Below are 26,500 nucleotides of genomic sequence, written 5' to 3' on the forward strand. Positions count from 1 at the left end.
ACAAGCCGCACAGGGCAAATCGGACCTACTAGGAACTTTCGTAGATCCAAACGTCCGATTTGCCCTACCACTGGCCCAGTAGGGACCAGGTCAACAGGGCGGAGATCCCCGACCGTATCTACGAGCTCCGGTAGTAATCGGGATGTTTGGGGATGTCAGGGGACGCGGGTTACCAAGGGTGGGCAAGCCCGGCACACGGCTCAGCGTGCCGGGTCGCTTGATGCCCGAACCCGTCCTTGTTCCCGGCCCCGGAGGTCTTCTTCATGTCCGCGAAGCGCGTCAGTACCCGTCGTACCCGTATCGCCGTCGGCGCAACCGCTCTCGGTGCGGTGCTGGCTCTCGGGGCCGGGACGACCGCCGCCTTCGCCGACACCACGCAGACCGCGCTGGCCGGCACCGCGGAGCTGGTGGCCGAGCAGGCCGCCGCCCAGGCCGCCGTCGCCGCGTCCGCCGCGAAGACCGCCGAGAAGACCGCCGCGAAGACGGGCCTGTGGGACAAGCCGGTCGAGAAGTACACGCTGTCCGCGACCTTCGGCAAGGGCGGCAGCATGTGGTCCCACAAGCACTCCGGTCAGGACTTCGCCGTCCCGACCGGCACCCCGGTCAAGGCCGCGGGCGCCGGCGTCGTCGTCAAGGCGGGCCCGAACGGCGGCGGCGACGGCCCCGCGTACGGCAACGCCATCGTGATCAAGCACGCGAACAACACGTACTCGCAGTACGCGCACCTCTCGAAGATCCAGATCAAGATCGGCCAGAAGGTCACCGCCGGTCAGCGGATCGCCCTGTCCGGCAACACCGGCAACTCCAGCGGCCCGCACCTGCACTTCGAGATCCGCACCACGCCGAACTACGGCTCGGCCGTCAACCCCGTGGCCTTCCTGCGCAACGCCGGCGTCACGATCTGATTCAGCCGACCACCCAGGAATGGGTGGCGGTGGCCTTCGCCGCGTCGTCCAGCTCGCCCTTGCGGTAGGCGGCGGCCTGCTCCGGGCTGAAGGCCATCCCGTAGAACCGGATGTAGGTCATGGAACCCTGCCACGCGCCGACCCATTGGTTGTCGTGGCGGGCCCGGCCCAGCTGCAGCGGGCCCGCGTTCTGCCAGATCCCCGGGATCTGGGCCTCGCCGGCCTTCTTGCCCTCCACGTAGAGGGAGATCATCTTCTTCTCGGCGTCGTGGACGGCCGTCAGCACGGTCGTGGTCTTGACCGTCTTCAGCCCCTCGGCGGCGATGGTCACGATGGTGGGCTTCGGGCTCTTCTCGTTCGTCCGCACGCGGAACACCCAGGCCTGCTTGCCGTTCACGTCGTCGGCGCCCAGCTCGAACGAGAACGACTCGCCGGTGCCCTGGCTCATGGCCATCTGCGCGCCCTTCGCGGCGGAGGAGCTGTTGACGCGGGCCGAGAGCGAGAAGCTCTTGGTCGTGTCCACGGCGGCTTCGGTGGCCTGCGCGTACGAGTTCGGGTTGCCCTTGAGGCGGAGCTCGTAGTGCTCGCCCACCTTGGGCACCGTGGCCTCGGGGCCCATCCGGATGCTGGTCTTGCCGACGCTGTCGCGGAGCAGGGACGGGTCGCTCGCGACGGTGGGGGAGTACGACTTCGACGCGGACGCGTTGGGGTCCGGCGACGCGGGAGCGGACGAGGCCGGCGGATTGTCGGCGACGTCCTTCGTGTCGTCGTGGGCCGGCTTGTCGCCCTTCATCAGCAGGAACGTTCCACCGCCGGCGAGCAGCAGCAGGACCGTCACCGCGCCGCCGATCATCCACAGCCGCTTCTTGCGCCGCTCGGCCGCCGACCGGTCGGCCATGGCCTCCCAGTCCGGCTGGTCCCCGGACGGCATGACCGGCAGCCCTTGGTCGGGCCCGGGCAGGCCGGGGCCCTGCGGGAACGCCGGCGGGGGGCCGAAGCCGCCGCCCGCGGGCTGGTTCGGCGGGTAGCCGTAGCCGCCGCCCTGCGGGAAGCCGTAGCCGCCGCCCGGCGCGGGCGGGCCGGACTGGCCGGGCGGGAAGCCGTAGCCGCCGGACGCGGCCGGTCCCGGCGGGAACCCGTAGCCGCCGCTCCCCGGGGCGGGCTCGGGCTGCGGGTTGCTCGGGGGATTCGTGCCGTCGGTCATGCCACGGATGCTAAGTCACGCACCCCCCGGGACGTACGGCCCGGTACCGATCCGAGGATCCGACCGGTATGCGGCCCTGCGGGGCCGGGCGCCGGCACGGGGATTTCGGGACCTGCCGGAAGGGCAGCCCGGGCCGCCCTCCCGATCAGTCCTGCGGCAGCTGGATGACGGGGAAGCTCCCCGTCGCCGTCGGCGCGTGCTCCGGCAGCCACAGCACCGCCACCGCCCCCGCGCCCTCGCGCTCCGCGCCGCCCGGCGCGGCCACGTTGCGGAAGGTCAGCCGGGCGCCCAGCACCCGCGCCTGCCCCTCCGCGATGGTCAGGCCCAGCCCGTGCCCGACCCCCGCGCGGTCCGTCGACCCGGTCCGGAACCGGCTCGGCCCCTCGCGCAGCAGCGCCTCGGGGAAGCCCGGCCCGTGGTCCCGGACCCGCACGACCCGGCCCTCGACGTCGACCTGGATCGGCGCCCGCCCGTACCGCGAGGCGTTGGCCAGCAGGTTCCCCAGGATCCGCTCCAGCCGCCGCGGGTCGGTGCTGACGATCTCGTCCGCGACGACCCGTACGGACGCCTCCGGCATCAGCGAGGTCACCCGCCGGCTCACGAACTCGCCCAGCGCCACGTCCTGGAGCTCCGCCCGCTCGGACGCGCTGTCCAGCCGGGCCACCTCCAGCACGTCCTCGACCAGCGCGCGCAGCGCCTGCGCCCGGTCCCGCACCAGCTCGGTCGGCCGGCCCGGAGGCAGCAGTTCCGCCGCCGTCAGCAGGCCCGTCACCGGCGTCCGCAGCTCGTGCGCGATGTCCGCGGTCACCCGCCGCTCGGCCTCCAGCCGCTGCTGGAGGGCGTCGGCCATGGCGTCCACGGCCCGCGCGAGGTCGTCCGTCTCGTCCCGTACGACGCCCCCGACCGCGTCCCGCACCCGTACGTCGGGATCCCCGTGCGCCACCCGCTGCGCGGCGGCCGCGGCCTTGCGCAGCCGGCGCGAGATCTGCTCGCCGATGAGCACGCCGAGCGCCGAGCCGGCCATCACGACGGCGAGGGAGCCGACGAGCAGGGCCCGGTCCAGGTCGCGCACCATGTTGGCGCTCTCCCGGAACTGCGTGTGCAGCGACAGCACCTGCCCGTTGCCGAGCGGCACGGCCGCCCACACCTCGGGCCCGCGCGGGGTCTCCTGGATGTACGTCCCTCGCCGCCCGGACCGCGCCTTCTCGCGCAGCTGTCTCGGCAGGTCGGGATCGTTGAGCTTGGCCCCCATCGGCGGCTTGCGCCCCGCGTCGGCGTTGCGGGAGATGAACTGCACCCGGTCCAGTTGGGTCTCGCGGGCGCTCTCCAGCATCGACGTACGGGCAGCACTGTGCACCACGAGGCTGAGCGCGAGCGTGATCAGGGCGCCCACGGCGGCGATGGCAAGCGCGATCTTCCAGCGGATCCCCGTGCGCAGCGTGACCCGTCTCATGCCTTGAGCTTGTATCCGAAGCCCCGGACCGTCTCGATCCGGTCCTGCCCGATCTTGGTGCGCAGCCGCTGGACGTGGACGTCCACGACGCGGGTGTCGCCGCCCCAGTCGTAGTCCCAGACCCGCTCCAGCAGGCGGTCGCGCGACAGTACGGTGCCGGGCGCGGAGGAGAACTCCAGCAGCAGCCGCATCTCGGTCGGGGTCAGTGCCACGGCGGCGCCCGCCTTGCGGACCTCCATGCCCTCGGTGTCGACCTCCAGGTCGCCGAAGGAGAGCAGCCCGCCCTCGGCGCCCTGGCCGTCGTCGGAGTTGCCGGAGCCGCCGTTCTGCGGACCGCCGGCGTGGCCGAAGCGGCGCAGCACCGCGCGGATGCGGGCCACGAGCACCGAGCCGTCGAAGGGCTTGGTGACGTAGTCGTCGGCGCCCGCCTCCAGGCCCAGCACCACGTCGATGGAGTCGGCGCGCGCCGACAGCATGATCACGGGGACGGTGGACTCGTCGCGGATGCGGCGGCACAGGCTCACGCCGTCCATGCCGGGGACCATCACGTCGAGCAGGGCGATGTCGGGCCGGTCGGCGCGGAAGGACTCCAGGCCGGACAGGCCGTCGGGCATGGCGGTGACCACGAACCCGTCGCGTTCCAGCGCCAGGGTCGTGGCCTCACGGATGACGTCGTCGTCCTCCACGAACAGGACATGGGTCTCGGCCATGCGGAAGCCTCGCCTCGGTTCTTCGGTACTCAGTTCTTCTGACTCACGGCCGGGGCGGGCTGGCCCCCGCCGTCGACCACGTTGCTGTACTCCGAGTGGACTCGGTCCTGCTCGGTGAACTTCTCCCCGTCCCAGCGGTACGTGATCACGTCCTCGCCCGACGGATAGGAGAGCGCGTCGCTCTTTCCGTAGACCTGCTTCGTGACCACGAGGTCGCCGCGGTCGATCTCCGCGTAGACGGGTGGCTGTTCGTCCGAGAAGACATTCTCGTACTTCGCGCCGTCCGCCCGGTACACGTACGAGCCGCGGCCGAGTGCGTCGGCGCAGGACAGGACGTTGACCACGATGTCGACGACGGAGCTGCCGGTGACCTTCCCGTAGCTGACGTCCACCGGGTACTCCTTGCCCGTACAGGGCTTGAGGTCCCGCTTGATCTCGGCGCTGACCTTGGGGTCCGCCTTGAGGAGCGCGACGGGGTCGACCTTCTTCAGGGGCCGGCCGGAGGCGGCCGCGGAGGGCGTGGACCCGTCGGAGGAGGCGGCGGAGGAGGCGGCGGGGGAAGTGGCCGTGGGCGCCGTCTTGGACACCGGCTCGGTCCGTGCGGGGCCGCCGTCGCGCAGGCCGGTGCCGCCGGTGGCGCAACCGACCGCGAACACGGCAGTGCCGACGAGGACGACCGTCCCCGCCGACATCAGGACCAGCGAACGTCTGCCGGTCAGTCCTTGGCCGTTCAGGCCGCGCACCGCTCACGCCCTTCGTACCGAGTGGTGTGGTCACCGCGTTCCAGCGCCCGCATGTCCAGGTCCCGGCTCTCCAGTTCCTGCCGGAGGCGGGCCAGCGCGCGGTGCAGAGTGCTCTTCACGGTACCCGCCGACATTCCGAGCGCGGCGGCCGTCTCCTCGGTGCTCATCTGCTCCCAGTGTCGCAGCACGACCACACTGCGCTGCTTGGGCGCGAGCACCTTGAGGATGTCCATCAGCAGGGCGCGGTCGGCGCGCTGGTCGGAGCCGTCCTCGACGGAGGCGTCGGGGAGCTGCTCGGTGGGGACCTCTTCGAGCTTGCGGGCGCGCCACCACTCGGTACGGGTGTTGATCATGACCCGGCGCAGGTAGGCGTCGGCCAGGGACTTGTCGGCGATGCCGTCCCAGCGGCCGTAGGTGCGCACGAGGGCGGTCTGGAGCAGGTCCTGCGCGTCGGTGGGGTCCGGGACCAGGCGCCGGGCGCTGCGCAGCAGCGCGTCCTGCCGAGTGCGTACGTACTCTTCGAATTCGAGTACCTCGCCGTGCGCCATCTCAGACCGCCTCCGTTCCGACCAACCGCTGATCCGCTGTCTTACGGATCCGAAGGTACGGAGGGGTTGTCACGAGCCTGTGCGGGCCAGCCTTCGGTGGGCGCACGGACACCCATAGGTTGTGTAACAGTGCCCGTGAGCTGGGCTTTCCCGGCCGGAAGCGGAATCTATGAGTCAGCTCCGGGCCGGGATCGGAACCGCGGTCGCCCGTGTGTGGATCAGGTGAGCGGCAGCCGGTAGAAGCCGCCGTCGAGGGGCTCCACCAGTCCGTCGGAGACCAGCCCGTCGAGGGCCCGGGCACGCTGCACCGGCTCCTCCCAGACCGTGTCGAGGAGGGCCTGCGGAACCGCGCCCGACGCCTCCCGGAGTACGGCGAGGAGCCTGCCGCGCACCTGGCGGTCGGTCCCGGCGTACGTCTGCCCGCGCCGCGGCGGTCCCTCGTGCGGCGGCTTTCCGGCGAGCCGCCACGCGCACAGGCCGGCCACCGGGCAGCGGTGGCAGTCGGGGCTCTTGGCGGTGCACACCAGCGCGCCGAGCTCCATCGAGGCCGCCGCCCAGCGGGCCGCGGTGTCCTCGTCCTCGGGCAGCAGGGCGCGGGCCAGGCGCCGCTCGGCGGCGGTCGTGGCGTTCGGCGGGTACTCGACCCCGGTGGCGGTGCGCGCGAAGACCCGCCGGACGTTGGTGTCGAGCACGGCGTGCCGCTGCCCGTACGCGAAGGAGGCCACGGCGGCCGCGGTGTACTCGCCGATCCCGGGCAGCGCGAGGAGCTGCGCGTGGTCCCGCGGTACGTCGCCCCCGTGCCGCTCCGTTATGGCGACGGCCGCGCCGTGCAGCCGCAGGGCCCGGCGGGGGTAGCCGAGCCGCCCCCAGGCCCGTACGGCCTCGCCGGGGGCCTCGGCGGCCAGGTCGGCGGGGCGGGGCCAGCGGGCGAGCCACTGCTCGTAGACCGGCAGGACCCGGCTGACGGGCGTCTGCTGGAGCATGAACTCGCTGACCATGACCCCCCAGGGGCCGGCCTCGGGGCGGCGCCAGGGCAGGTCGCGGGCGTGCTCGTCGAACCACGCGATGACGGGGGAGTGCAGCGCGTGCGATCCGTCGGGGGACACGTCCGGGGTCACGTCTGTGGAGGAAGCGGGGGATGCAGTCATGGCAGACGGCATCCTGGCATGTTTCACCCCCGGCGTGCCGGGCCCGGGCCGGTGAACCAGACGGCGGCGCGCACTCCGCTCGCCCGCATGGCGGCGATGATCGTACTCGTCGGACCGGTGAGCGCCAGGACGGCGAGCGCGGCCAGCGAACCGCCCAGGAGCAGGCCCATCGCCACGTCGTGCGGGTAGTGGACCCCGACGAAGACGCGGGAGAAGGCCATCAGCAGCGCGAGCGGGACGGTCAGCAGCGCCAGGCGGCGTACGGCGAGGGCGAGCGCGACGGCGGCGGCGCCCGCGATGGCCGCGTGGTTGCTGGGGAAGGACCAGTCGCCGGTCGCCGGGCAGGTGATCAGCGAGGAGGCGGCGCCGGCGACGGCACGGCAGGGGCGCTCCTCGTCGACGGTGGACTTCACGGCCTCCGAGGCCACGTAGGCGACGGCGGTGGCCAGGGGGGCCAGGACGGCGAGCGCGACGGTGCGGGGGGCGGCGTGGGCGCGCGAACGCCACCAGACACCTATGAAGAGCAGGCCGAAGAGGAGGAGCCCGTACTCCGTCCACACCTCGAACGCCGATCGCACCCAGGCGGGGGCGGAGTGGGCGAAGTCCGTGATGTCGCGATAAAGCGCGGTGCTGTCCATGGTCACCGACCGTACGCAGTGGGGAATGACCTCCGCGTCAGACTCCTGGCCGATTCCGGGCGCTCCGGATTGCGCCCGCAGGATGATCATCGGCAAATCGAGCCCGCTGCGCGGCATGTGGGGCACCGATCGGGCGGCGGACTCTCGTAAAGTTCCGCTCGTGGGATCTCTGCGCAATCCGGTCGGGCCGCTCCCCTCCTCCATCTACTGGCGACGGAGGGCTGTGCTGGCGTCCGTTGTCGCGCTCCTCGCGCTCCTCGCCGTATGGACCGTCAGTTCCGGTGGGGGGAAGTCCAGTACGAACGGAAAGGGCCAGGGCCACCACCCGGACCCGGCCGTCTCGATCACCCCCGGCCCGGCGGGCACGGGGCCGGCGATCAGCCAGGCCCCGGGCGGACGCGCGGAGTCGGGCGGCGGCGGCACCGGCTCCGAGGGCGGTGGCGCGGGCGGCGCGGGCAAGAACGGCGACCCCGGCTCCGGTTCGGACTCCGGATCCGGCGCCGGCTCGGGCTCCGGCGGCGCGACCGCCGGCGGCGGGGCCCCGGCCCCGGTCCCGGCGGACTCGGCGCTCCCCACGTGCGCGCCGACCGCGCTGCAGTGGGAGGTCAAGAGCGTGAAGAACGAGTACGAGGCGAACGAGAAGCCGCGCCTCGAACTGATCGCCCGCAACACCTCCGGCACCACCTGCAAGGTCGATCTCGGCCCGAAGCAGGCGGTCCTGACCATCCTTCAGGCGACCAGCACGAAGGCGGTGTGGTCCTCGGCGGACTGCCCGACGGGTGCGGGCAACGCCTTCTTCCGCCTTCCGGCGCAGAGCGAGACGAAGCAGTCGCTGGAGTGGGACCGCAGGTTCAGCGCCCCCGACCAGTGCCAGACGCCTCCGGCGGGGTCCGCGGCTCCGGACACCTACGTGGTGGAGGTCAAGTCCCCCGGCATGCCGGTCGCCCGCACCTCGTTCGTCCTCAAGCAGGACTAGCGGGGGCCGGCAAATCCAGCCTCGCCGGCGTTTGAGGCGCGGGGTCTGGGGCGGAGCCCCAGCAGCGGCGGGGGAGCCGGGCGCGGCCCGACCCCGATCACGCTGTTCTGCGGCGCGGCCTAGACGTAGCGCTCCAGGATCGACGACTCCGCGAGCCGCGACAGGCCCTCGCGCACGCTGCGGGCGCGGGCCTCGCCCACCCCGTCCACCGTCTGGAGGTCGTCCACGCTGGCGGCGAGCAGCTTCTGCAGGCCACCGAAGTGCTCCACCAGCCGCTCGATGATCGCCCCCGGCAGCCGCGGGACCTTCGCCAGCAGCCGGTAGCCCCGCGGCGACACCGCCGAGTCCAGGGTCTCCGGGGAGCCCGTGTACCCCAGCGCCTTCGCGACGATCGCGAGTTCCAGCAGCTCCGGATGCGTCAGCGCGTCCAGCTCGAACAGCGCCTCGTCCACCGTGCGGGAACGCTTCGCCGTCGGCTCCGGCACGTAGTCCCGGATCACCAGCTCCCGCTCCTGCTCGATCCCGACCGTCAGCTCGTCCAGCTGCAGCGACAGCAGTCGCCCGTCCGTGCCCAGTTCGACCACGTACTCGGCGATCTCGGTCGCGATCCGGCGGACCATTTCCAGCCGCTGCGCGACCGCCGTCACGTCGCGGACCGTGACCAGGTCCTCGATCTCCAGCGCCGACAGCGTGCCCGCGACCTCGTCCAGCCGCAGCTTGTACCGCTCCAGCGTGGCCAGCGCCTGGTTCGCCCGCGACAGGATCGCCCCGGACTCCTCCAGGACCCGCCGCTCCCCGTCCACGTACAGCGCGATCAGCCGCATCGACTGCGAGACCGAGACCACCGGGAAGCCGCACTGCTTGGAGACGCGGTCGGCCGTACGGTGCCGCGTACCCGTCTCCTCCGTCGGGATCGACGCGTCCGGCACCAGCTGCACGCCGGCCCGCAGGATCTTCGTGATGTCCTTGTCGAGGATGAGCGCGCCGTCGAGCTTGCACAGCTCGCGCAGCCGGGTCGCCGTGAACTCCACGTCCAGGACGAAACCACCGGTGCACATGGCCTCGACGGACTTGTCCATGCCGAGGACGATGAGCCCGCCGGTGTTGCCGCGGACGATCCGTTCCAGGCCGTCACGCAGCGGCTGACCAGGCGCGACCGCGCTCAGCGAGGCGCGCATCATGGCCTCCTGCTTGGAGCTCGCGCCCGACTTTCCGGATGCTGCTGCCCCGTCCTTGGCTGCCACTGCACTCCTCGGGTCGCGGGTTGCGCCGCCTGCGTACGGCCGGGCGGACCATCCAGAAGTCTACCGGCGCGCGCTGCGGCCCCGCCGTGGCTTGTCCAGGTAGGCCCGGCGGGGACCCCGTACGGACCCGCTGACCAGTTATTCGCCCGCCCGCTCCTTGGCCGGCGTACGGGACCGCCCGCGCGGCAGCACCCGTAGCGCGTCACCCATGTCGGCCACCTCGATGACCTTCATCCCGGCCGGCACCTTGCCCGGATCCGACGGCACCAGGGCGTGCGTGAAGCCGAGCCGGTGTGCCTCCGCGAGCCGCCGCTGTACGCCCGTCACCCGGCGCACCTCTCCGGCCAGGCCGACCTCCCCGATGGCCACCAGGTTCTTCGGGAGCGGTACGTCGCTGGCGGCCGATGCCAGGGCGAGCGCGATCGCCAGGTCCGCGGCCGGCTCGGTCAGCTTCACCCCGCCCACGGTCGCGCTGTAGATGTCCCGCTTGCCCAGCGCCGTGATCCGCCCGCGCTGCTCCAGCACCGCCAGCATCATCGAGACGCGGGAGGTCTCCAGCCCCGAGGTGGTGCGGCGGGGCGAGGGGATCTGCGAGTCCACGGTCAGCGCCTGCACCTCGGCGACCAGCGGCCGCTTGCCCTCCAGGGTCACCGTCAGGCAGGTCCCGGGGACGGCCTCGGCGCGCCGGGTCAGGAACAGACCGCTGGGGTCGGCGAGTCCGGTGATCCCCTCGTCGTGCAGTTCGAAGCAGCCCACCTCGTCGGTGGCCCCGTAGCGGTTCTTGATGCCGCGCACGAGCCGCAGCCGGGCGTGCCGGTCGCCCTCGAAGCTCAGCACGACGTCGACGAGGTGCTCCAGGAGCCGGGGTCCGGCGATGGCCCCGTCCTTGGTCACGTGGCCCACGAGGAGGGTGGCCATCCCGCGCTCCTTGGAAGCCCGGATCAGCGCTCCGGCCACCTCGCGCACCTGGGCCATGCCGCCGGGCGCGCCGTCGATCTCGGGGGAGGCGACGGTCTGCACGGAGTCCAGGATGAGGAGGGAGGGCTTCACGGCGTCGAGGTGCCCGAGCACCGCCGAGAGATCGGTTTCGGCGGCGAGGTAGAGGTGGTCGTTGAGGGCGTTGATCCGGTCGGCGCGCAGCCGCACCTGGCTCGCCGACTCCTCGCCCGTGACGTAGAGGGTGCGGTGCTCGTCGCTGGCCGCCTTCGCGGCGACGTCCAGCAGCAGCGTCGACTTGCCGACGCCGGGCTCGCCGGCGAGCAGGACGACGGCGCCCGGCACGAGCCCGCCGCCGAGGACGCGGTCCAGCTCGTCCACGCCGGTGCTGCGGGCGGTCGCGGTCCGCCCGTCGACCTGCGCGATCGGCACGGCGGCGGTCGACACGCGGCCGGCGGCGGTGGTGCGCACGGCGGGCGCGCCCATCTCCTCGACGGTGCCCCACGCCTGGCACTCGGGGCAGCGCCCGAGCCACTTCGCGGTCGTCCAGCCGCACTCGGTACAACGGTAGGACGGCCGGTCCTTGGCGGATGAACGAGCAGTACGGGCAGCCATGCGCCCCACGGTAGCCGCCCCCACCGACAGCGCCGGGGGCGCGGTACGGCTCGGTCCGAGCGCGGTACGGGCGCGCTACGTCAGGGGCGCGGTCAGCGCCACGCCGATCTGTTCACCCGTAAGGGCTAAAACCGGTGAAGGCTTCCGGGGCGCAACCGGCGCGCCGCCTACGGTCGCCAGGTGAACAGCAGCAGCCAGGCACACCCCTCAGCGCGCACCGGCGCACACCGGGCGCACGGGCGCACGCCCCCCGACGGGGAGCCGCCGCCCGCCTTCCGGCACGAGCCCTACCTGGACGGCCTGTTCACGTACTGCCTGTCGGTCCTGTGCGACCACGACACCGCCACCGACGTGCTCGGCGACGTCCTCGCCGTGGCCGAGCGGCACCCCGGCCGATGTCCCGACGAAGGGGACCGGCGCGCCTGGCTGTACGCCCTCGCCCGCTGGGGCTGCCTGCACCGGCTGGCGGAGCAGCGGCGCGCACGACAGGGAGCGCATTCCGCCCGGCGTGCGCCGGAGCACACCGGACCCGGCCGTGCGCCGGGGGGCGGCCCCGGCACCGGCCCGGACAGCGGCCGCGCCCCCGAAGCCCACCGCACGCTTGACGTGAGCGCCTACCGCCGTACCGAGCTGGCCCGCCTCGCCTGGCCGGAGGCCGCCGGCACCACGCCCGAGCAGCGCGAGGCCCTCGAACTCGCCGTCCGCCACCGCCTCGGCGTCACCGAACTGGCCTCCGTCCTCGGCACCCCGGCCGCCGCCGCCCGCGAGCTCCTGTCCGGCGCCGCCTGCGAGGTGGAGCGCACCCGCGCCGCCCTCGCCGTCGTGGAGACCGGCAGCTGCCCCACCGTCTCCCGGCTCACCGGCGACGGGCAGGTGCTGCTGTCCACCACCCTGCGCGCCGAGCTCGTACGCCACGTCGACGACTGCCCGCGCTGCCGCCGCGTCGCCGAACGCGTGGGCGCCGCGGCCCCCTGGCCCGGCTCCGGCGGCATCAACACCGCCGCCCTCCCGCTCGTCCCCGCCCCCCGCACCGCCGTGCACGCCGCGATGCTCCGCTCCGGCCGGCGCCGCCGGCCCGGCCCGCGCTTCGACCGCACCGGCTTCCCGATGGACCCGAAGGACCGCGCGGCCCGGCGCGACCGGCTGCGCGCCCGGGCGGTGACCACCACCGTGGTCGCCACCGTCGTCGCCGCGCCGGTCCTGGCGCTGTGGGCGGCGTACCGCGGCGCGCCCAGCACCGGCGAACCCGTCGGCGCCGACGCCACCCGCATCTCCGCGTGCGAATCCGACCTCCCGCTGCCGCCGCACGTCGGCGGCCGCCCGCTCACCGCCTACGAGAACACCGGCAACGCCGCCACCACCACCGGCGGCCCCGGCTTCGCCCCGGACACCGCCGACCCCGACGTCTCCGTCGAGGTGATCAGCTCCGGCCCGCCCGCGACCCCCGACCGCGCCGGCCCCGGCGCCCCCGGCCGGCTCGCCGTCGCCGCGTCCTCGCACGGCTCCACGACGCTGCTCACGCTCACCGCCTCCGGCGGCGCCCCGGTCGACTGGCGGCTCTGGTCCGACGCGCCCTGGCTGCGCGCGAGCCGGACCGCGGGCACGCTGGCTCCCGGAGAATCGGTCACCCTATTGATCAACGTGGACCCCGAAGCCCAGCCCGTGGGCGCCTGGAGCGCCCGGGTCGGGGTGGACCCGGGCGGGGCGGTCGTCTCCATCCAGGGCCGCGGTCGCCCGGCACCGACCCCGGAGCCGACGACGCCGGGGCCCACACCGACGCCGACGCCTACGCCCACTCCTACTCCCACGCCGACCCCGACACCGACGCCGACCCCGACGCCCACTCCTACTCCCACGCCGACGGAGTCCGCGACGCCGACGCCGTCGTCAGGAGGAACGGTTTCCCCGGGGCCGTCGGATTCTGCGACCTAGGCGGGGTCCGTACTCGTACTCGTACCGGTTTCCGTGCCCGTGCCAGTGCCCGAGCGCGGATCCGGATCCGCCGGGTGCGGGGCCATCGGCAGCAGCGAGGCGAGCCGCGCCTCGCACAGCCCCACCAGCGCCTCGTACCCCTCCTTGCCCATCAGCTGCGTCAGCTCGGCCCGGTACGACACGTACACCGGGTCCCCGGCGCCGTGCGCGGACGTGGCCGACGTACACCACCAGTGCAGGTCGTGGCCGCCCGGACCCCAGCCGCGCCGGTCGTACTCGCCGATCGACACCTGGAGCACGCGGGTGTCGTCCGGCCGGTCGATCCAGTCGTACGTGCGGCGGATCGGCAGCTGCCAGCAGACGTCGGGCTTGGTCTCCAGCGGCTCGCGCCCCTCCTTCATCGCCAGGATGTGGAGCGAGCAGCCGGCCCCGGCGGGGAACCCCGGCCGGTTCAGGAAGATGCACGCGCCGTCCCAGCGGCGCGTCTGCTTCTCCCCGTCGTCATCGTGCTGGGTCCACCCGGTCTCGCTGCCGACGTCGTGGAACTGCCACAGCTCCGGCGTCAGCCGCGCCACGTGCGACGCGACCCGCTTCTCGTCGTCCTCGTCGGAGAAGTGCGCGCCGAGCGTGCAGCAGCCGTCGTCCGCCCGGCCCGCCTGGATGCCCTGGCAGCCCTGGCCGAAGATGCAGGTCCAGCGGGAGGTCAGCCAGGTCAGGTCGCAGCGGAAGACCTGCTCCTCGTCGGCGGGGTCGGGGAACTCCACCCACGCCCGGGGGAAGTCCAGCCCCTTCTCGTCGGCGACCGCGGCCTTGGTCTTGGCCTTGGGGCCGTTTTTGGCCTTGTCCGTGTTCTTGCCCATGTCCTTGCCCGCGTCCTTCTTCGACCGGGTCTTGCTGGCCTTCTTCGTATTTGGCACAAACACCAGCCTAAGCGCCCCTTACGCAACCCCTCCGCGTTCGTCGCAGTAGCGTTTCCCCCTATGAGACTCGGTGTCCTGGATGTGGGTTCGAATACGGTCCATCTGCTGGTGGTGGACGCGCACCCCGGCGCGCGCCCGCAGCCGGCGCACTCGCACAAGGTGGAGATGCGCCTGGCGGAGCTCCTCGACGAGCACGGAGCGGTCACCCCCGAGGGCGTCGAGCGTCTCATTTCGGTCATCAACGACGCCGTGCAGGCAGCCGAGGACAAGGGCTGCGAGGACGTCCTCCCCTTCGCGACCAGTGCCGTGCGCGAGGCCACGAACGCGGACGCCGTCCTGGGCCGGGTCAAGGCCGAGACGGGCGTCGACCTGCCCGTACTCAGCGGCGACGACGAAGCGCGGCTCACCTTCCTGGCCGCGCGCCGCTGGTTCGGCTGGTCGGCCGGGAAGCTGCTGGTCCTGGACATCGGCGGCGGCTCGCTGGAGATCGCGTACGGCATCGACGAGGACCCGGACGCCTGCGTCTCCCTCCCGCTGGGCGCGGGCCGCCTGACGGCGGGTTGGCTCCCGGGCGACCCGCCGGACGCGCTGGACATCCGGGCCCTACGGCGGCACGTGCGGGCGGAGATCGCGCGCACGGTCGGCGAGTTCAGCCGCTTCGGGGCCCCGGACCACGTGGTGGCGACGTCGAAGACGTTCAAGCAGCTGGCGCGCATCGCGGGCGCGGCCCGCTCGGGGGAGGGGCTGTACGTGCAGCGGGACCTGACCCGCCAGTCCCTGGAGGAGTGGGTCCCGCGCCTGGCCGCGATGACCACGGCCCAGCGCTCCGCCCTCCCGGGCGTCTCGGAGGGCCGCGCGAACCAGCTCCTGGCGGGCGCACTGGTCGCGGAGGGCGCGATGGACCTCTTCGGCGTCGAGCAACTCGAAATCTGCCCCTGGGCCCTGCGCGAGGGCGTGATCCTCCGCCGCCTGGACCACCTTCCCACCGGGTCGGGGTCGGGGGCGGGGTCGTAGGGGTCGATCGCTCCGGATGCAGGGACGGGCGTTCGCGGAGAAGCTGGGAGGGACCGACAACCTGCGAGAGGACCCTCCATGTCCATGTTCGACAAGCTCAAGGACCTGATCAAGGGACACCCCGACCAAGCGCGGCAAGGGGTCGAGAAGGCCGGAGACGCCTTCGACGCGAAGACTCAGAACAAGTACCAGAGCCAGGTCGACACGGCGCAGCAGAAGCTCAACGAGCAGATCGGCGACCAGCCTCCCTCCCGCGGGGATGAGCGGCCGCCGCAGCCTTAAGGGCCGCTCGGGCATCGCCCGGTAGCGGGGCGGCGCGGCGGGGGCCCGGGGTGGGCCCGTACGCTGTCTGCGTGGCAGAACCAGTCCGCATCCCGACCGCGAAAGTCGCCCTCTCCACTGCCTCCGTGTATCCGGAGTCGACGGCGACCGCCTTCGAGATCGCCGCGCGCCTCGGGTACGACGGCGTCGAGGTCATGGTCTGGACGGATCCGGTCAGCCAGGACGTCGACGCCCTGCGGCGGTTGTCGGATGACCATCAGGTGCCGATCCTGGCCGTGCACGCGCCCTGTCTGCTGATCACCCAGCGGGTGTGGTCCACCGATCCCTGGACCAAGTTGCAGCGGGCGCAGGCGGCGGCCGAGCGGCTCGGTGCGAGCACCGTCGTCGTGCACCCGCCGTTCCGGTGGCAGCGGCAGTACTCGCGGGACTTCGTCACCGGCATCTGGAGGATGGCCGACGAGACGGACGTGCGGTTCGCCGTCGAGAACATGTACCCGTGGCGGTACCGGGACCGCGAGATGCTCGCGTACGCACCCGAGTGGGACGTGACGAAGGACGACTACCGGCACTTCACCGTCGACCTCTCGCACACGGCCACCGCCCGGACCGACGCCACCGCGATGATCGACCGGATGGGCGACCGGCTGGCGCACGTGCACCTCGCCGACGGAAACGGTTCCGCGAAGGACGAGCACCTCGTGCCCGGGCGCGGGACCCAGCCGTGCGCCGAGCTGCTGGAGCGGCTCGCCCGGACCTCCTTCGACGGGCACGTGGTGATCGAGGTCAACACGCGGCGCGCCATGTCCTCCGCCGAGCGCGAGGCCGATCTCGCCGAGGCGCTGGCCTTCACGCGGCTGCACCTCGCCACCGCCGCCCCCACCGCCCCCGTCAGGCGGCACGGGGTCCGCCGCCCATGACCGAGCCCGAGAAGCCGCGCCGCCGGCGTGGGCCCGGCCGGCCGCGTCAGGACGAGGTCGACGACGGACCCGGCACCCAGGAGCGGATCCGCCTCGCCGCCCGTGAGGTGTTCGCGGAGCGCGGGTACGACAAGACGTCCGTACGCGGCATCGCGAAGGTCGCGGGCGTGGACCCGGCCCTGGTCCACCACTATTTCGGCAGCAAGGACGACCTGTTCGCCGCCGCCATCGAGGTCAGCATGGAGCCCGCCCTGGTGGTCCCGGCGATCCTCGGCGAGGGGCCCGAGGGCGTCGGCGAACGCCTCGCCCGCTATTTCCTGGGGGTCTGGGAGAACCCGGTCACCCGGGCCCCGCTGCTCGCCGTGATCCGGTCCGCCCTCACGCACGAGGCCGCCGCGAAGGTCCTGCGCGGGCTGGTGCTGAGACGGCTCCTGGAGCGGATCGCCGCCGACCTCGACGTCCCCGACCCGACCTTCCGGGCCGAGCTCGCCGCCTCCCACATGGTCGGCATCGCGATCCTGCGCTACGTCGTCCAGGTCGAGCCCCTCGCCTCCGCCGACCCCGATGACATCGTGGCGCTCGTAGCCCCTACTCTTCAGCGGTACCTGACCGAAGACTGAGCCGTCCGTCCCGCCATACGGACCTGCTGTCCGGATCGCGGGCGGTGGGCGTAGCCTCGTATCTGAGCTATATGCCATATCCGCAGTCGCGGCTGATCCACGCAGCAGCCGCACTCATGGGGAGTGAAACCGCATGCCCGAGCTGAGGTCCCGCACCGTCACCCACGGCCGCAACATGGCGGGCGCACGCGCCCTTATGCGTGCGTCGGGCGTAGCGAGCGAGGACATCGGGAAGCCGATCATCGCGGTCGCCAACTCCTTCACGGAGTTCGTGCCCGGCCACACCCACCTGGCCCCGGTCGGCCGGATCGTCTCCGACGCCATCCGCGCCGCGGGCGCCATCCCGCGCGAGTTCAACACCATCGCGGTCGACGACGGCATCGCCATGGGCCACGGCGGCATGCTGTACTCCCTGCCGTCCCGCGACCTCATCGCGGACAGCGTGGAGTACATGGTCGAGGCGCACTGCGCCGACGCCCTGATCTGCATCTCCAACTGCGACAAGATCACCCCCGGCATGCTGATGGCCGCGATGCGCCTCAACATCCCGGTCGTCTTCGTGTCCGGCGGCCCGATGGAGGCCGGCCAGGCCATCCTCGTCGACGGCACCGTCCGCAAGCTGGACCTGATCGACGCCATGGTCGACGCCTCCAACGAGAACGTTTCCGACGAGGACGTGCTCCGCATCGAGGAGAACGCCTGCCCCACCTGCGGTTCCTGTAGCGGCATGTTCACCGCCAACTCGATGAACTGCCTCGCCGAGGCCATCGGCCTGGCCCTTCCCGGCAACGGCTCCGTCCTCGCCACGCACACCGCCCGCCGCGCCCTGTACGAGGACGCCGGCCGCACGGTCGTGGAGATCACCAAGCGCTACTACGAGGACGGCGACGAGTCCGTCCTGCCGCGCAACATCGCCACCCGCGAGGCCTTCGAGAACGCCATGGCCCTCGACATCGCCATGGGCGGCTCCACGAACACGATCCTGCACCTGCTGGCCGCGGCGCAGGAAGCGGGCCTGGAATACGACCTCACCGACATCGACGCCGTCTCGCGCCGCGTTCCCTGCCTGTCCAAGGTCGCGCCGAACGTGGCCCCCGGCGGCACGTACTACATGGAGGACATCCACCGGGCCGGCGGCATCCCCGCCATCCTCGGCGAGCTGCACCGCGGCGGCCTCCTGAACAAGGACGTCACCACCGTCCACTCGGACGGCCTGGAGGACTGGCTGGCCAAGTGGGACGCCCGCTCCGGCACGGCCTCCGACACGGCCATGGAGCTGTGGCACGCGGCTCCCGGCTGCGTGCGCTCCGCGACCGCCTTCTCCCAGTCCGAGCGCTGGGACACCCTCGACCTCGACGCCGAGGGCGGCTGCATCCGCTCCGTGCAGCACGCGTACTCCAAGGACGGCGGTCTCGCCGTCCTGCGCGGCAACATCGCCGTCGACGGCTGCGTCGTCAAGACCGCGGGCGTCGACGAGTCGATCTGGACCTTCGAGGGCCCGGCGGTCGTCTGCGAGTCGCAGGACGAGGCCGTCGACAAGATCCTGCGCAAGGAGATCAAGGCGGGCGACGTCGTCGTCATCCGCTACGAGGGCCCGCGCGGCGGCCCCGGCATGCAGGAGATGCTCTACCCGACCTCCTTCCTCAAGGGCCGCGGCCTCGGCAAGGTCTGCGCCCTCGTGACGGACGGCCGCTTCTCCGGCGGCACCTCGGGCCTCTCCATCGGCCACGCCTCCCCGGAGGCGGCCTCGGGCGGCGACATCGCCGTCGTCGAGGACGGCGACCGGATCCGCATCGACATCCCGAACCGCTCGATCGAGCTGCTGGTCGACGACGCCACCCTGGCGGCCCGCCACGCGGCCCTGGGCGGCGTCTACGCCCCGAAGAACCGCGAGCGCAAGGTCTCGGCGGCCCTGCGCGCGTACGCCGCGATGGCCACCAGCGCCGACAAGGGCGCCGTCCGCGACGTGAGCCTCCTTTCCTGACGCCCTCGCACCGCTCGGCCTTGGCGGGCCTCCCGGCCGCGCCGCGGAGCGGCTCGTGTAACAGCGTCCGTCTGCGCCGGACTCCGTCCGTCGACCGCTGGGGCCGGTAGCTCGCTCCTGCCTCGCCGCCGGCCCCGCCCGATTCCCTTCGGGCGGGGCCGGCCCCGTCACCAGCCGCCGGGATTTCCGGCATCCACAGCGAAGATCGACCCGTCGGGCGCGGAGGCGTAGACCCGCCCGTCGGCGACGACGGGCGCGGGCACCGACCCGCTGACGACACCCTGGTTGCCGCCCATACGGGGCTTGGTCTGGCCCAGCAGCTGCCCGGCCTTCGCGTCGACGGCCAGGAGCCGCCCGTCCGACGCGGTCAGGTACAACCGGCCGTCCGCGAGCACGGGGTGGGAGGCAGCTCCGACGCCGGTCTCCAGTCGCCACTGTTCCTTGTCCGCGCCGACCGCCACGAGGCCGCCTCTTGCCTCGAAGGCGTACACCGTTCCGTCCGGGCCCACCGAGGCCTCCGCCTCGTCCAGCGGAGCCGACAGCCGCACCCGGTGTGTCGCGTGGCTCGCCAGGTCCACCCGTACGATGCCACCCGTCTTCGTACCGGAGTCGTTGTCCAGCAGGTAGACGGCACCGCGTGCGGTCCCGACCGGTCGCAGCCTGCCGCCGGCCCGGATCTGCCAGCGCACGGCCCCGCTGGCCGGGTCCACTTCGGCGAGTTGGGACGACCTGCCCTCGGCTTCTGGTGTCGACACGTAGACCATGGGCACGCCCGCCTGCCCCGGGGCGCCGCACCACACGGCTCCCGACCCGCCGATCTGCTTGGTCCAGCGCGGGGCGCCGGTCGCCGCGTCGAGGGCGGTGGCGCTTCCGTTGACCGCCACCAAGAGCACGAGCGGGCCCGCGGTCACCACACGTGTGCCACCCGGCAGCTTCCGCCGCCAGTGCTCCGCACCCGACTTCGGATCCAGCGCCTGGAGCAGCTCGCTGCCGGGCGCCATCGCCAGGACCACCCCGCCGGCGTGCAGGGGGACATTGTCCGTTGCCACCTCGGGGGCCGGTGTGGTCGTGCGGACCGACCAGAGCACCGAGCCGTCCGCCGGGTCGAGCCGAGCGGCGGTGACCCCCCGGCCCGAGCAGTACAGGGCTCCGGCCTCCGCCGAGCACGACGCGGGGTGCCCGAGCAGGGACATCGCCCACGGCGAGAAGCTCTTCCCCGTAGCCGAAGGCGCCTCCGATGCCCCGGCCGTGACCTGGCCCGACGCCTCGGCGTCCGACCCGAACTGCAGGTAGCCGCCGACCGCTCCCGCCGTGAGCAGCAGCCCGAGTCCCGCTGCCAGCAGTGCCGGCCTGCGTCGCCTCCCTGCCCCCGCGCCATCCGGGGCGATCCGCTCCCGCCGGTGGGTGATCTCCTCGTCCGCGACGGGTCGACGCGGCCGGGGGATGAAAGCCTGCGTGTCCTCGCTCGTCGGGTAGGCGATGGCGCGCATCTCGGAGATCAGAGCATCGGCTGTCGGCCGCTCCGCCGGATCCTTCGCCAGGCAACGGGCCACGATCGGGACGAGCCGCGCCGGCAAGCCCGTCAGGTCGGGCTCGGCGTGCACGACCTGGTACGCCACGAGGTAGTGGCTGTCGGAGTCGAACGGCCCGCGCCCGGTCGCCGCGTGCACCAGCACCGCACCCAGCGCGAACACGTCCGCGGCCGTCCCCACGTCCCGGGGCCGCTGGAACTGCTCCGGCGCCATGAACGGCGGCGTCCCGATCAGCTTGCCCGTCTCGGTCCGCAGATCGCTGTCGGCCGGACGCGAGATGCCGAAGTCGATGACCCGTACCCCGTCCGGAGCCATCAGCACGTTGCTGGGCTTCAGGTCCCGGTGCACGACCCCGGCCCGGTGGATGTCCCGCAGGGCCTCCGCCAGCCCGGCCGCGAGCCGGGTCAGTTCGACGGGGTCCAGCACCCGCTCCCGTACGCGATCGGCGAGCGTCGGGGCGTCGATGAACAGGGTGGCCATCCACGGCCGTTCGGCATCCGGATCGGCATCCACCACGGGCGCGGTGAACGCCCCGCTCACCCGCCGCGCGGCCGCGACCTCCTGCCGGAACCGGGCCCGGAACTCGGGATCCACCGCGTGCTGGGCGTGCACCACCTTGACGGCGAGTTTCAGCCCCGAGCTGGAGGCGGCCAGGTGGACGACGCCCATGCCGCCGGAGCCGAGCACGGATTCGAGCCGGTACTGCCCGGCGTACTCAGGGAACCCCACGTCCGTACGCAGCGAATGCACCGCTCACCACCCCCGCCGGAGCCTAGTCGATGCCCCGTGCGAACATCCAAGGGCTTGCTACCCTGCGCGCGTTGCGCAGAGCAACACCCAAGGGGGGAGTTTTCACATGACCATTGAGAACGATTCAAGCCAGATCCAGACCACCGACGCGGGCTTGACGACGTACCCGCTCGCGCCCGGCTACCGGGTCAACGTGCGCAGCGGCCCGGGCACCAACTACTCGATCGTCGACATGCTGCCGGCCGGCGGGTACGTCACGATCCGCTGCCAGGGCCCCGGCACGACCGTCAGTGGTCCGTACGGCACCACCAACCTCTGGGACTGCATCGGCAACGGCCGGTTCGTCTCGGACGCCTACGTCAAGACGGGCAGCGACGGCTACGTCGCCGGCCGCTGCGCCTGAGGGCCCCGGGGCCCCACGGCCCCGCCCCGACCCGTCTGCCACGTGAGACGCACCCGGCTCGCCCGGCCCGGCGAGGGATAATCGCTGATGTGAGCGACGACGACCAGCGAGACCAGACCGTCCCCGCCGAGCCGGCCGCCCAGGCCCCGGCCCAGGCGGCGGCGCCCGTCGGCCCCGAGCCCGAGCCCATCCGGTTCTTCGGCACCACCTGGGTGAAGCACGAGGGCGGCTACGCCCTGCGCCGCGCCGGCGCCGCCATCGGCTCGCTCCTCACCGCCGTCGCCGCCGCCTACCTCCTGCGCCTCGCCTACGAGGGCCTGGAGATCGGCAACGTCGGCCCCTTCCTCAGCATCTCCGTCGTCATCCTCTTCGCGATCGCCAGCTCCATCGCCTTCGCCAAGACCTGGGAGTCCTTCAGCCGCCGCCCGGCCCCCTCCTCCGACGAGGCCGCCCTCAAGGGCCTCAAGGCCATCGGTTTCATCGGCTCCCTCATCGCGTACTTCCTCCGCTGCCTCGTCGAGGCCCCGGGCGAGAAGCTGCGCCGTACCGAGTACGAGCGCGCCTCGGCCGAATTCGCCCGCCGCCGCAGCGCCCGTACGGGCAACCCGGCCGCCCGCCGCCCCAAGCGCAAGAAGTAGCCGACCCGCACCCTCCGGCCGATTGACGCCCCGGCACCGCCAGGAGCATTATTCATCACATGATGAATAATGCTCCCGAGCAAGACACGGGCACCGGACGGGCCCCCGCCCCCGTCCCCACCCCCGCCGTGCACGCCCACGCCCTGACCGTCCGCCGCGGCACCGGCCGCACCCCCCGCACCGTCGTCGACGGCATCGCCTTCGACGTCCCCCGCGGCCGCATCACCGGCCTCCTCGGCCCCTCCGGCTGCGGAAAGTCCACCCTCATGCGCGCCATCGTCGGCACCCAGGCCCACGTCACCGGCACCCTCGACGTCCTCGGCCGCCCCGCCGGCCACCCCGAGCTCCGCTCCCGCATCGGCTACGTCACCCAGGCGCCCTCCGTCTACGACGACCTCACCGTCCGGCAGAACCTCGACTATTTCGCCGCGATCCTCGACCCCGGCCGGGCAGCGGCGGAACGCCGCGCCGACGCCGTACGGCAGGCCATCACCGACGTCGACCTCACCACCCACGCCGACGCCCTCGCCGGCAACCTCTCCGGAGGCCAGCGCAGCCGCGTCTCCCTCGCCGTCGCCCTCCTCGGCACCCCCGAGCTCCTCGTCCTCGACGAACCCACCGTCGGCCTCGACCCCGTCCTGCGCCGCGACCTCTGGAACCTCTTCCACGAGATCACCCGCACCCGCGGCGCCACGATCCTCGTCTCCTCCCACGTCATGGACGAGGCCGAGCGCTGCCACGACCTGCTCCTCATGCGCGAGGGCCGCATCCTCGCCCAGGACACCCCCGACGCCCTGCGCACCCGTACCCACTCCGCCACCGTCGAGGAAGGCTTCCTCCGCCTCGTCGACGAGGCCAACGCCACCGCCGGCAGCGCCACCGCCACCCCCACCCCCGTCCGCGAGGAGCAGCGATGACCGCCATGACCGCAATGAGTGGCGCCCGCACCACCGCCACCGCCGCCCGCGTCCTGCGCCAGCTCCGCCACGACCCGCGCTCCATCGCGCTGATGCTCCTGGTCCCCGTCCTGATGCTGACGCTGCTCCGCTTCGTCTTCGACGGCAGCCCCCGCACCTTCGACAGCATCGGCGCGTCCCTCCTCGGGATCTTCCCCCTCATCACGATGTTCCTGGTGACCTCCATCGCGACCCTGCGCGAGCGCACCTCCGGCACCCTCGAACGCCTCCTCGCCATGCCGCTCGGCAAGGGCGACCTCATCGCCGGCTACGCCCTCGCCTTCGGCGCCGTGGCCGTCGTCCAGTCCCTCCTCGCCACCGGCCTCGCCCTCTGGGTCCTCGGCCTCGACGTCGTCGGCTCCCCCTGGCTGCTCCTCCTCGTCGCCCTCCTCGACGCCCTCCTCGGCACCGCCCTCGGCCTCTTCGTCTCCGCCTTCGCGGCCTCCGAGTTCCAGGCCGTCCAGTTCATGCCGGCCGTGATCTTCCCCCAGCTGCTCCTGTGCGGCCTCTTCGCGGCCCGCGACACCATGCAGCCCGTCCTCGAAGGCATCTCGAACGTCCTGCCCATGTCCTACGCCGTCGACGGCATGACCCAGGTCCTCACCCACACCGACATGACCGCCGACTTCGTCCGCGACGCCCTCGTCGTCGCCGCCTGCGCCCTGCTGGTCCTCGCCCTCGGCGCCGCCACCCTCCGCCGCCGCACACCTTGACCGCACTGCGGACAACACCCCGGCGCCCCGTGCACGAGTGCAAGGATGAGCACGTGGACGCAGCACGCGTGCACACAAGCACGCACAGTTCGGCGAGGTGAATCGGGCATGACCCAGACAGTCGCAGTCCTCGGTACCGGCAAGATCGGCGAGGCCCTGCTCAGCGGAATGATCCGCGGCGGCTGGCCCGCCTCCAAGCTCCTCGTCACCGCCCGCCGTGCCGAACGCGCCGAGGAGCTCCGTACGCGCTACGGCGTCGAGGCCGTCTCCAACGCCGAGGCCGCCAAGCGCGCCGACACCCTCATCCTCACCGTCAAGCCGCAGGACATGGGCAAGCTCCTCGAAGAGCTCGCCCCGCACGTCCCCGCCGACCGCCTGGTCATCAGCGGCGCCGCCGGCATCCCCACCTCCTTCTTCGAGGAGCGGCTCGCCCCCGGCACCCCCGTCGTCCGCGTCATGACGAACACCCCCGCGCTCGTCGACGAGGCCATGTCCGTCATCTCGGCCGGCAGCCACGCCACCGCCGCGCACCTCGCCCACACCGAGGAGATCTTCGGCGGCGTCGGCAAGACCCTGCGCGTCCCCGAGTCCCAGCAGGACGCGGCCACGGCCCTCTCCGGCTCCGGACCGGCCTACTTCTACTTCCTCGTCGAGGCCATGACCGACGCCGGCATCCTCCTCGGCCTGCCCCGCGCCCAGGCCCACGACCTCATCGTCCAGGCCGCCATCGGCGCCGCCGTGATGCTCCGCGACAGCGGCGAGCACCCGGTCAAGCTCCGCGAGGCCGTCACCTCCCCGGCCGGTACGACCATCAACGCCATCGTGGAGCTGGAGAAGCACGGCGTACGGGCCGCCCTGATCGCCGCCCTCGAAGCGGCCCGCGACCGCAGCCGCGAACTCGCCTCCGGCAACAGCTGAGCGACGGTAAAGGGGCAAGAGGTAAGGGGTACGGGCTCCGCACAAGCGCGAGCCCGCACCCGCACCCCTATCCGCGACACCCCTTCAGGGCTTCAGCAGGCCGATGGCCTCGTACGCCCGGTCCACCACCGGCCGCGCCAGCTCCCGAGCCCGCCCGGCGCCCTCCCGCAGCACCTTCTCCACCTCCGCCGGATCGCCGGCCAGCTCGGCATGCCGCTCCTGCACCGGCCGCAGCAGCTCGACCACCGCGTCGGCCACATCCTGCTTGAGCGCGCCGTACCCGCTGTACCCGTCGGCGAGGACGGCCGGATCGGCTCCGGAACACGCCGCCAGGATGTCCAGCAGGTTCGCGACCCCCGGCCGCGCCTCCCGGTCGTGGACCACGCCGCCGTCCCCGCTGTCGGTCACCGCCCGCATCACCTTCTTGCGGACGACCCCGGGCTCGTCGAGCAGATAGACGATCCCCGCACCGCTCTCGTGCGACTTCCCCATCTTCGAGGTCGGCTCCTGCAGGTCCATGACCCGCGCCGCGACCGCCGGATGGATCGCCTTCGGCACGGTGAAGGTGTGCCCGTAGCGCTGGTTGAACCGCACGGCGAGATCCCGCGTCAGCTCGACGTGCTGCCGCTGGTCCTCACCGACCGGCACCTCATGGGTCCCGTACGCCAGGATGTCCGCGGCCATCAGCACCGGATAGGTGAGCAGCGACAGCCGTACGCCCTCCCCGGCGGCCTGCGCCTTCGCGGCCTTCTCCTTGTACTGGATCATCCGCCGCAGCTCGCCGTCGGTGGCGGTGCACTCCAGCAGGTACGCCAGCCGCGTGTGCTCGTCGACGTGGCTCTGCACGAACAGCGTGCACCGCTGCGGATCCAGCCCGGCGGCGAGCAGCAGCGTGGCCGCCTGCCGGCTGAGCCGTCGTACGCGCGCCGGCTCGTGCTCGACGGTCAGCGCGTGCAGATCGACGACGCAGAACAGCGCGTCGTCCGGCTCCTGGTCGGCGGCGACCCACTGCCGCACGGCCCCCAGGTAGTTCCCCAGCGTCAGATGCCCGGTCGGCTTGACCCCGCTGAAGATCCTCGTCATGTCCTGCTCTCCCTTGTGTGAGTGGTGTCGGGGCCGACGCGTCGGGCGACCGAGCCACTCCCGGGAGGGGAGAAACAAAAACGGCCGCCGTAGCGGCGGCCGTGAGCGCATGCGTGCTCGCGTGGAAGGTCGGCCGCCGTCAGGCGGCCCACCAGCGAAGGCTGAGCGTGAGCGCATGCGTAGTCATGGGACCGAGGGTAGCCCGCGGGAGGTGAGCACGGCGTGAGCATTTCCGGCCGGTCAGCCTGGGGTTGACACACCCGTGCCCGATCCGTAAGGTTCTTCGAGTTGTCCGAAGTGAGCGCCGACCCCGGTCGGTCCCCGGACAGCCATCCCGCACTACACATTCGAACGAACGACGCACTCTGTCGTCTCATTTTCATGCGTATTTGCGAATGAGGAATCCGCGTTCCAGGACGCAGCCGCCGATTGGCTTCGGGGGCAGGGAATCCGCTACTGTCTCACTCGCCGGAAGGGCCCAACAGCCCCGAAAGCACAGCAACAACTTCCGCTCCGCGGGAGGCCGCTGACTGGCAGTCAGGCCCGAAAGGATCTGATAGAGTCGGAACCGCCGGAAAGGGAAAACGCGAAAGCGAAGAACCTGGAAAGCAAGCGAGACTGACTCTGATAGAGTCGGAAACGCAAGAACAGAACGAAAGCCCGGAGGAAAGCCCGAGAGGGTGAGTACAAAGGAAGCGTCCGTTCCTTGAGAACTCAA

Annotated in this window: 25 protein-coding genes; 13 read left to right on the forward strand and 12 right to left on the reverse strand. The window is 72.5% G+C overall.

All coding sequences use genetic code 11. The features are described 5' to 3' along the window. Window positions 1-263 precede the first annotated feature (263 nt). Complete coding sequence (locus tag ACFWBN_RS04635) at window positions 264-905, forward strand: M23 family metallopeptidase (RefSeq protein ID WP_385170467.1); 642 nt, start codon at window positions 264-266, stop codon at window positions 903-905. 1 nt (window position 906) lies between these two features. Here ACFWBN_RS04635 and ACFWBN_RS04640 read toward each other — a convergent pair whose 3' ends face one another. The 7 genes from ACFWBN_RS04640 to ACFWBN_RS04670 form a co-directional block, all read right to left on the reverse strand. Then, window positions 907-2,109 carry a LamG-like jellyroll fold domain-containing protein gene (locus ACFWBN_RS04640; protein WP_385170469.1) on the reverse strand — a complete coding sequence of 401 codons (1,203 nt, stop codon included), beginning with the start codon at window positions 2,107-2,109 and terminating at the stop codon, window positions 907-909. Between the two features lie 145 nt (window positions 2,110-2,254). Continuing rightward, the gene (cseC, locus tag ACFWBN_RS04645) at window positions 2,255-3,562 is read right to left on the reverse strand and encodes a two-component system sensor histidine kinase CseC (protein WP_385170471.1); all 1,308 of its coding nucleotides are present in this window, start codon (window positions 3,560-3,562) and stop codon (window positions 2,255-2,257) included. Next, on the reverse strand, window positions 3,559-4,272 hold the full coding sequence (cseB, locus tag ACFWBN_RS04650) for a two-component system response regulator CseB (RefSeq protein ID WP_385170474.1): 714 nt from the start codon (window positions 4,270-4,272) through the stop codon (window positions 3,559-3,561). The genes cseC and cseB overlap by 4 nt, the downstream gene beginning before the upstream one ends. 29 nt (window positions 4,273-4,301) lie before the next feature. After that, window positions 4,302-4,964: a hypothetical protein gene (locus tag ACFWBN_RS04655; protein WP_385170542.1), complete on the reverse strand. Its 663-nt coding sequence runs from the start codon at window positions 4,962-4,964 to the stop codon at window positions 4,302-4,304. Between the two features lie 38 nt (window positions 4,965-5,002). Beyond that, window positions 5,003-5,563, reverse strand: a complete 561-nt coding sequence (locus ACFWBN_RS04660; RefSeq protein ID WP_355410103.1) for a SigE family RNA polymerase sigma factor — start codon at window positions 5,561-5,563, stop codon at window positions 5,003-5,005. A 218-nt stretch (window positions 5,564-5,781) separates the two neighbouring features. Further along, window positions 5,782-6,711, reverse strand: coding sequence for an A/G-specific adenine glycosylase (locus ACFWBN_RS04665; protein WP_385170477.1), 930 nt, complete (start codon window positions 6,709-6,711; stop codon window positions 5,782-5,784). A 23-nt stretch (window positions 6,712-6,734) separates the two neighbouring features. Further along, window positions 6,735-7,349, reverse strand: a complete 615-nt coding sequence (locus ACFWBN_RS04670; RefSeq protein ID WP_385170479.1) for a phosphatase PAP2 family protein — start codon at window positions 7,347-7,349, stop codon at window positions 6,735-6,737. Between the two features lie 223 nt (window positions 7,350-7,572). Here ACFWBN_RS04670 and ACFWBN_RS04675 point away from each other — a divergent pair, with 223 nt between their 5' ends. Continuing rightward, window positions 7,573-8,325, forward strand: coding sequence for a hypothetical protein (locus ACFWBN_RS04675; protein ID WP_385170481.1), 753 nt, complete (start codon window positions 7,573-7,575; stop codon window positions 8,323-8,325). Window positions 8,326-8,444: 119 nt separating this feature from the next. Here ACFWBN_RS04675 and disA read toward each other — a convergent pair whose 3' ends face one another. Both disA and radA read right to left on the reverse strand, forming a co-directional pair. Beyond that, window positions 8,445-9,569: a DNA integrity scanning diadenylate cyclase DisA gene (gene disA / locus ACFWBN_RS04680; protein WP_385170483.1), complete on the reverse strand. Its 1,125-nt coding sequence runs from the start codon at window positions 9,567-9,569 to the stop codon at window positions 8,445-8,447. Between the two features lie 138 nt (window positions 9,570-9,707). Next, window positions 9,708-11,120 (reverse strand): DNA repair protein RadA, encoded by a 1,413-nt coding sequence (gene radA / locus ACFWBN_RS04685; RefSeq protein WP_385170485.1) that lies wholly within the window; start codon window positions 11,118-11,120, stop codon window positions 9,708-9,710. A gap of 180 nt (window positions 11,121-11,300) precedes the next feature. Between radA and ACFWBN_RS04690 the strand changes: the two genes are divergently transcribed. Continuing rightward, window positions 11,301-13,052, forward strand: coding sequence for a hypothetical protein (locus ACFWBN_RS04690; RefSeq protein ID WP_385170487.1), 1,752 nt, complete (start codon window positions 11,301-11,303; stop codon window positions 13,050-13,052). On the opposite strand, the gene ACFWBN_RS04695 is transcribed toward ACFWBN_RS04690, so the two are convergent. Next, window positions 13,049-13,912, reverse strand: coding sequence for a hypothetical protein (locus ACFWBN_RS04695; protein WP_385170545.1), 864 nt, complete (start codon window positions 13,910-13,912; stop codon window positions 13,049-13,051). The genes ACFWBN_RS04690 and ACFWBN_RS04695 overlap by 4 nt on opposite strands. 120 nt (window positions 13,913-14,032) lie before the next feature. Here ACFWBN_RS04695 and ACFWBN_RS04700 point away from each other — a divergent pair, with 120 nt between their 5' ends. The 5 genes from ACFWBN_RS04700 (at window position 14,033) to ilvD (ending at window position 18,789) form a co-directional block, all read left to right on the forward strand. Beyond that, window positions 14,033-14,986 (forward strand): Ppx/GppA family phosphatase, encoded by a 954-nt coding sequence (locus ACFWBN_RS04700; protein WP_385170490.1) that lies wholly within the window; start codon window positions 14,033-14,035, stop codon window positions 14,984-14,986. 78 nt (window positions 14,987-15,064) lie between these two features. Then, a complete protein-coding gene (locus tag ACFWBN_RS04705; protein WP_385170493.1) occupies window positions 15,065-15,268 on the forward strand; it encodes an antitoxin in 204 nt (67 codons plus the stop codon). A 71-nt stretch (window positions 15,269-15,339) separates the two neighbouring features. Further along, window positions 15,340-16,185: a sugar phosphate isomerase/epimerase family protein gene (locus ACFWBN_RS04710; RefSeq protein ID WP_385170496.1), complete on the forward strand. Its 846-nt coding sequence runs from the start codon at window positions 15,340-15,342 to the stop codon at window positions 16,183-16,185. Further along, entirely contained in the window at window positions 16,182-16,805 is a 624-nt protein-coding gene (locus tag ACFWBN_RS04715; RefSeq protein ID WP_385170500.1) for a TetR family transcriptional regulator, read from the forward strand. The genes ACFWBN_RS04710 and ACFWBN_RS04715 overlap by 4 nt, the downstream gene beginning before the upstream one ends. 133 nt (window positions 16,806-16,938) lie before the next feature. Continuing rightward, on the forward strand, window positions 16,939-18,789 hold the full coding sequence (gene ilvD, locus ACFWBN_RS04720; protein ID WP_385170502.1) for a dihydroxy-acid dehydratase: 1,851 nt from the start codon (window positions 16,939-16,941) through the stop codon (window positions 18,787-18,789). 167 nt (window positions 18,790-18,956) lie between these two features. Here ilvD and ACFWBN_RS04725 read toward each other — a convergent pair whose 3' ends face one another. Further along, complete coding sequence (locus ACFWBN_RS04725) at window positions 18,957-20,990, reverse strand: PQQ-binding-like beta-propeller repeat protein (RefSeq protein WP_385170548.1); 2,034 nt, start codon at window positions 20,988-20,990, stop codon at window positions 18,957-18,959. A gap of 187 nt (window positions 20,991-21,177) precedes the next feature. Here ACFWBN_RS04725 and ACFWBN_RS04730 point away from each other — a divergent pair, with 187 nt between their 5' ends. The 5 genes from ACFWBN_RS04730 (at window position 21,178) to proC (ending at window position 24,699) form a co-directional block, all read left to right on the forward strand. Next, window positions 21,178-21,474, forward strand: a complete 297-nt coding sequence (locus tag ACFWBN_RS04730) for an SH3 domain-containing protein (protein WP_385170505.1) — start codon at window positions 21,178-21,180, stop codon at window positions 21,472-21,474. 89 nt (window positions 21,475-21,563) lie between these two features. Continuing rightward, window positions 21,564-22,112: a hypothetical protein gene (locus tag ACFWBN_RS04735; RefSeq protein ID WP_385170507.1), complete on the forward strand. Its 549-nt coding sequence runs from the start codon at window positions 21,564-21,566 to the stop codon at window positions 22,110-22,112. Window positions 22,113-22,171: 59 nt separating this feature from the next. Further along, window positions 22,172-23,029, forward strand: coding sequence for an ABC transporter ATP-binding protein (locus tag ACFWBN_RS04740; protein ID WP_385170510.1), 858 nt, complete (start codon window positions 22,172-22,174; stop codon window positions 23,027-23,029). Between the two features lie 14 nt (window positions 23,030-23,043). Continuing rightward, the gene (locus tag ACFWBN_RS04745; RefSeq protein ID WP_385170551.1) at window positions 23,044-23,781 is read left to right on the forward strand and encodes an ABC transporter permease; all 738 of its coding nucleotides are present in this window, start codon (window positions 23,044-23,046) and stop codon (window positions 23,779-23,781) included. 108 nt (window positions 23,782-23,889) lie between these two features. Next, a complete protein-coding gene (gene proC, locus ACFWBN_RS04750) occupies window positions 23,890-24,699 on the forward strand; it encodes a pyrroline-5-carboxylate reductase (protein WP_385170512.1) in 810 nt (269 codons plus the stop codon). 84 nt (window positions 24,700-24,783) lie between these two features. Here the strand turns inward: proC and trpS are convergent, their stop codons facing one another. Next, a complete protein-coding gene (gene trpS, locus ACFWBN_RS04755; RefSeq protein WP_385170516.1) occupies window positions 24,784-25,782 on the reverse strand; it encodes a tryptophan--tRNA ligase in 999 nt (332 codons plus the stop codon). Between the last annotated feature and the right edge of the window lie 718 nt (window positions 25,783-26,500).

Origin of the sequence: Streptomyces sp. NPDC059989, assembly GCF_042736975.1 — a bacterium.
In the GTDB taxonomy this organism is placed as follows: domain Bacteria; phylum Actinomycetota; class Actinomycetes; order Streptomycetales; family Streptomycetaceae; genus Streptomyces.

Bases quoted from the DNA above. Each gene is read 5' to 3' on its own strand.
- ACFWBN_RS04635 (WP_385170467.1), top strand. From the start codon at position 264: ATGTCCGCGAAGCGCGTCAGTACCCGTCGTACCCGTATCGCCGTCGGC.
- ACFWBN_RS04640 (WP_385170469.1), bottom strand. From the start codon at position 2,109: ATGACCGACGGCACGAATCCCCCGAGCAACCCGCAGCCCGAGCCCGCC.
- cseC (WP_385170471.1), bottom strand. From the start codon at position 3,562: ATGAGACGGGTCACGCTGCGCACGGGGATCCGCTGGAAGATCGCGCTT.
- cseB (WP_385170474.1), bottom strand. From the start codon at position 4,272: ATGGCCGAGACCCATGTCCTGTTCGTGGAGGACGACGACGTCATCCGT.
- ACFWBN_RS04655 (WP_385170542.1), bottom strand. From the start codon at position 4,964: ATGTCGGCGGGGACGGTCGTCCTCGTCGGCACTGCCGTGTTCGCGGTC.
- ACFWBN_RS04660 (WP_355410103.1), bottom strand. From the start codon at position 5,563: ATGGCGCACGGCGAGGTACTCGAATTCGAAGAGTACGTACGCACTCGG.
- ACFWBN_RS04665 (WP_385170477.1), bottom strand. From the start codon at position 6,711: ATGACTGCATCCCCCGCTTCCTCCACAGACGTGACCCCGGACGTGTCC.
- ACFWBN_RS04670 (WP_385170479.1), bottom strand. From the start codon at position 7,349: ATGGACAGCACCGCGCTTTATCGCGACATCACGGACTTCGCCCACTCC.
- radA (WP_385170485.1), bottom strand. From the start codon at position 11,120: ATGGCTGCCCGTACTGCTCGTTCATCCGCCAAGGACCGGCCGTCCTAC.
- ACFWBN_RS04695 (WP_385170545.1), bottom strand. From the start codon at position 13,912: ATGGGCAAGAACACGGACAAGGCCAAAAACGGCCCCAAGGCCAAGACC.
- ACFWBN_RS04700 (WP_385170490.1), top strand. From the start codon at position 14,033: ATGAGACTCGGTGTCCTGGATGTGGGTTCGAATACGGTCCATCTGCTG.
- ACFWBN_RS04705 (WP_385170493.1), top strand. From the start codon at position 15,065: ATGTCCATGTTCGACAAGCTCAAGGACCTGATCAAGGGACACCCCGAC.
- ACFWBN_RS04715 (WP_385170500.1), top strand. From the start codon at position 16,182: ATGACCGAGCCCGAGAAGCCGCGCCGCCGGCGTGGGCCCGGCCGGCCG.
- ilvD (WP_385170502.1), top strand. From the start codon at position 16,939: ATGCCCGAGCTGAGGTCCCGCACCGTCACCCACGGCCGCAACATGGCG.
- ACFWBN_RS04725 (WP_385170548.1), bottom strand. From the start codon at position 20,990: ATGGGCGTCGTCCACCTGGCCGCCTCCAGCTCGGGGCTGAAACTCGCC.
- ACFWBN_RS04730 (WP_385170505.1), top strand. From the start codon at position 21,178: ATGACCATTGAGAACGATTCAAGCCAGATCCAGACCACCGACGCGGGC.
- ACFWBN_RS04740 (WP_385170510.1), top strand. From the start codon at position 22,172: ATGATGAATAATGCTCCCGAGCAAGACACGGGCACCGGACGGGCCCCC.
- ACFWBN_RS04745 (WP_385170551.1), top strand. From the start codon at position 23,044: ATGAGTGGCGCCCGCACCACCGCCACCGCCGCCCGCGTCCTGCGCCAG.
- proC (WP_385170512.1), top strand. From the start codon at position 23,890: ATGACCCAGACAGTCGCAGTCCTCGGTACCGGCAAGATCGGCGAGGCC.
- trpS (WP_385170516.1), bottom strand. From the start codon at position 25,782: ATGACGAGGATCTTCAGCGGGGTCAAGCCGACCGGGCATCTGACGCTG.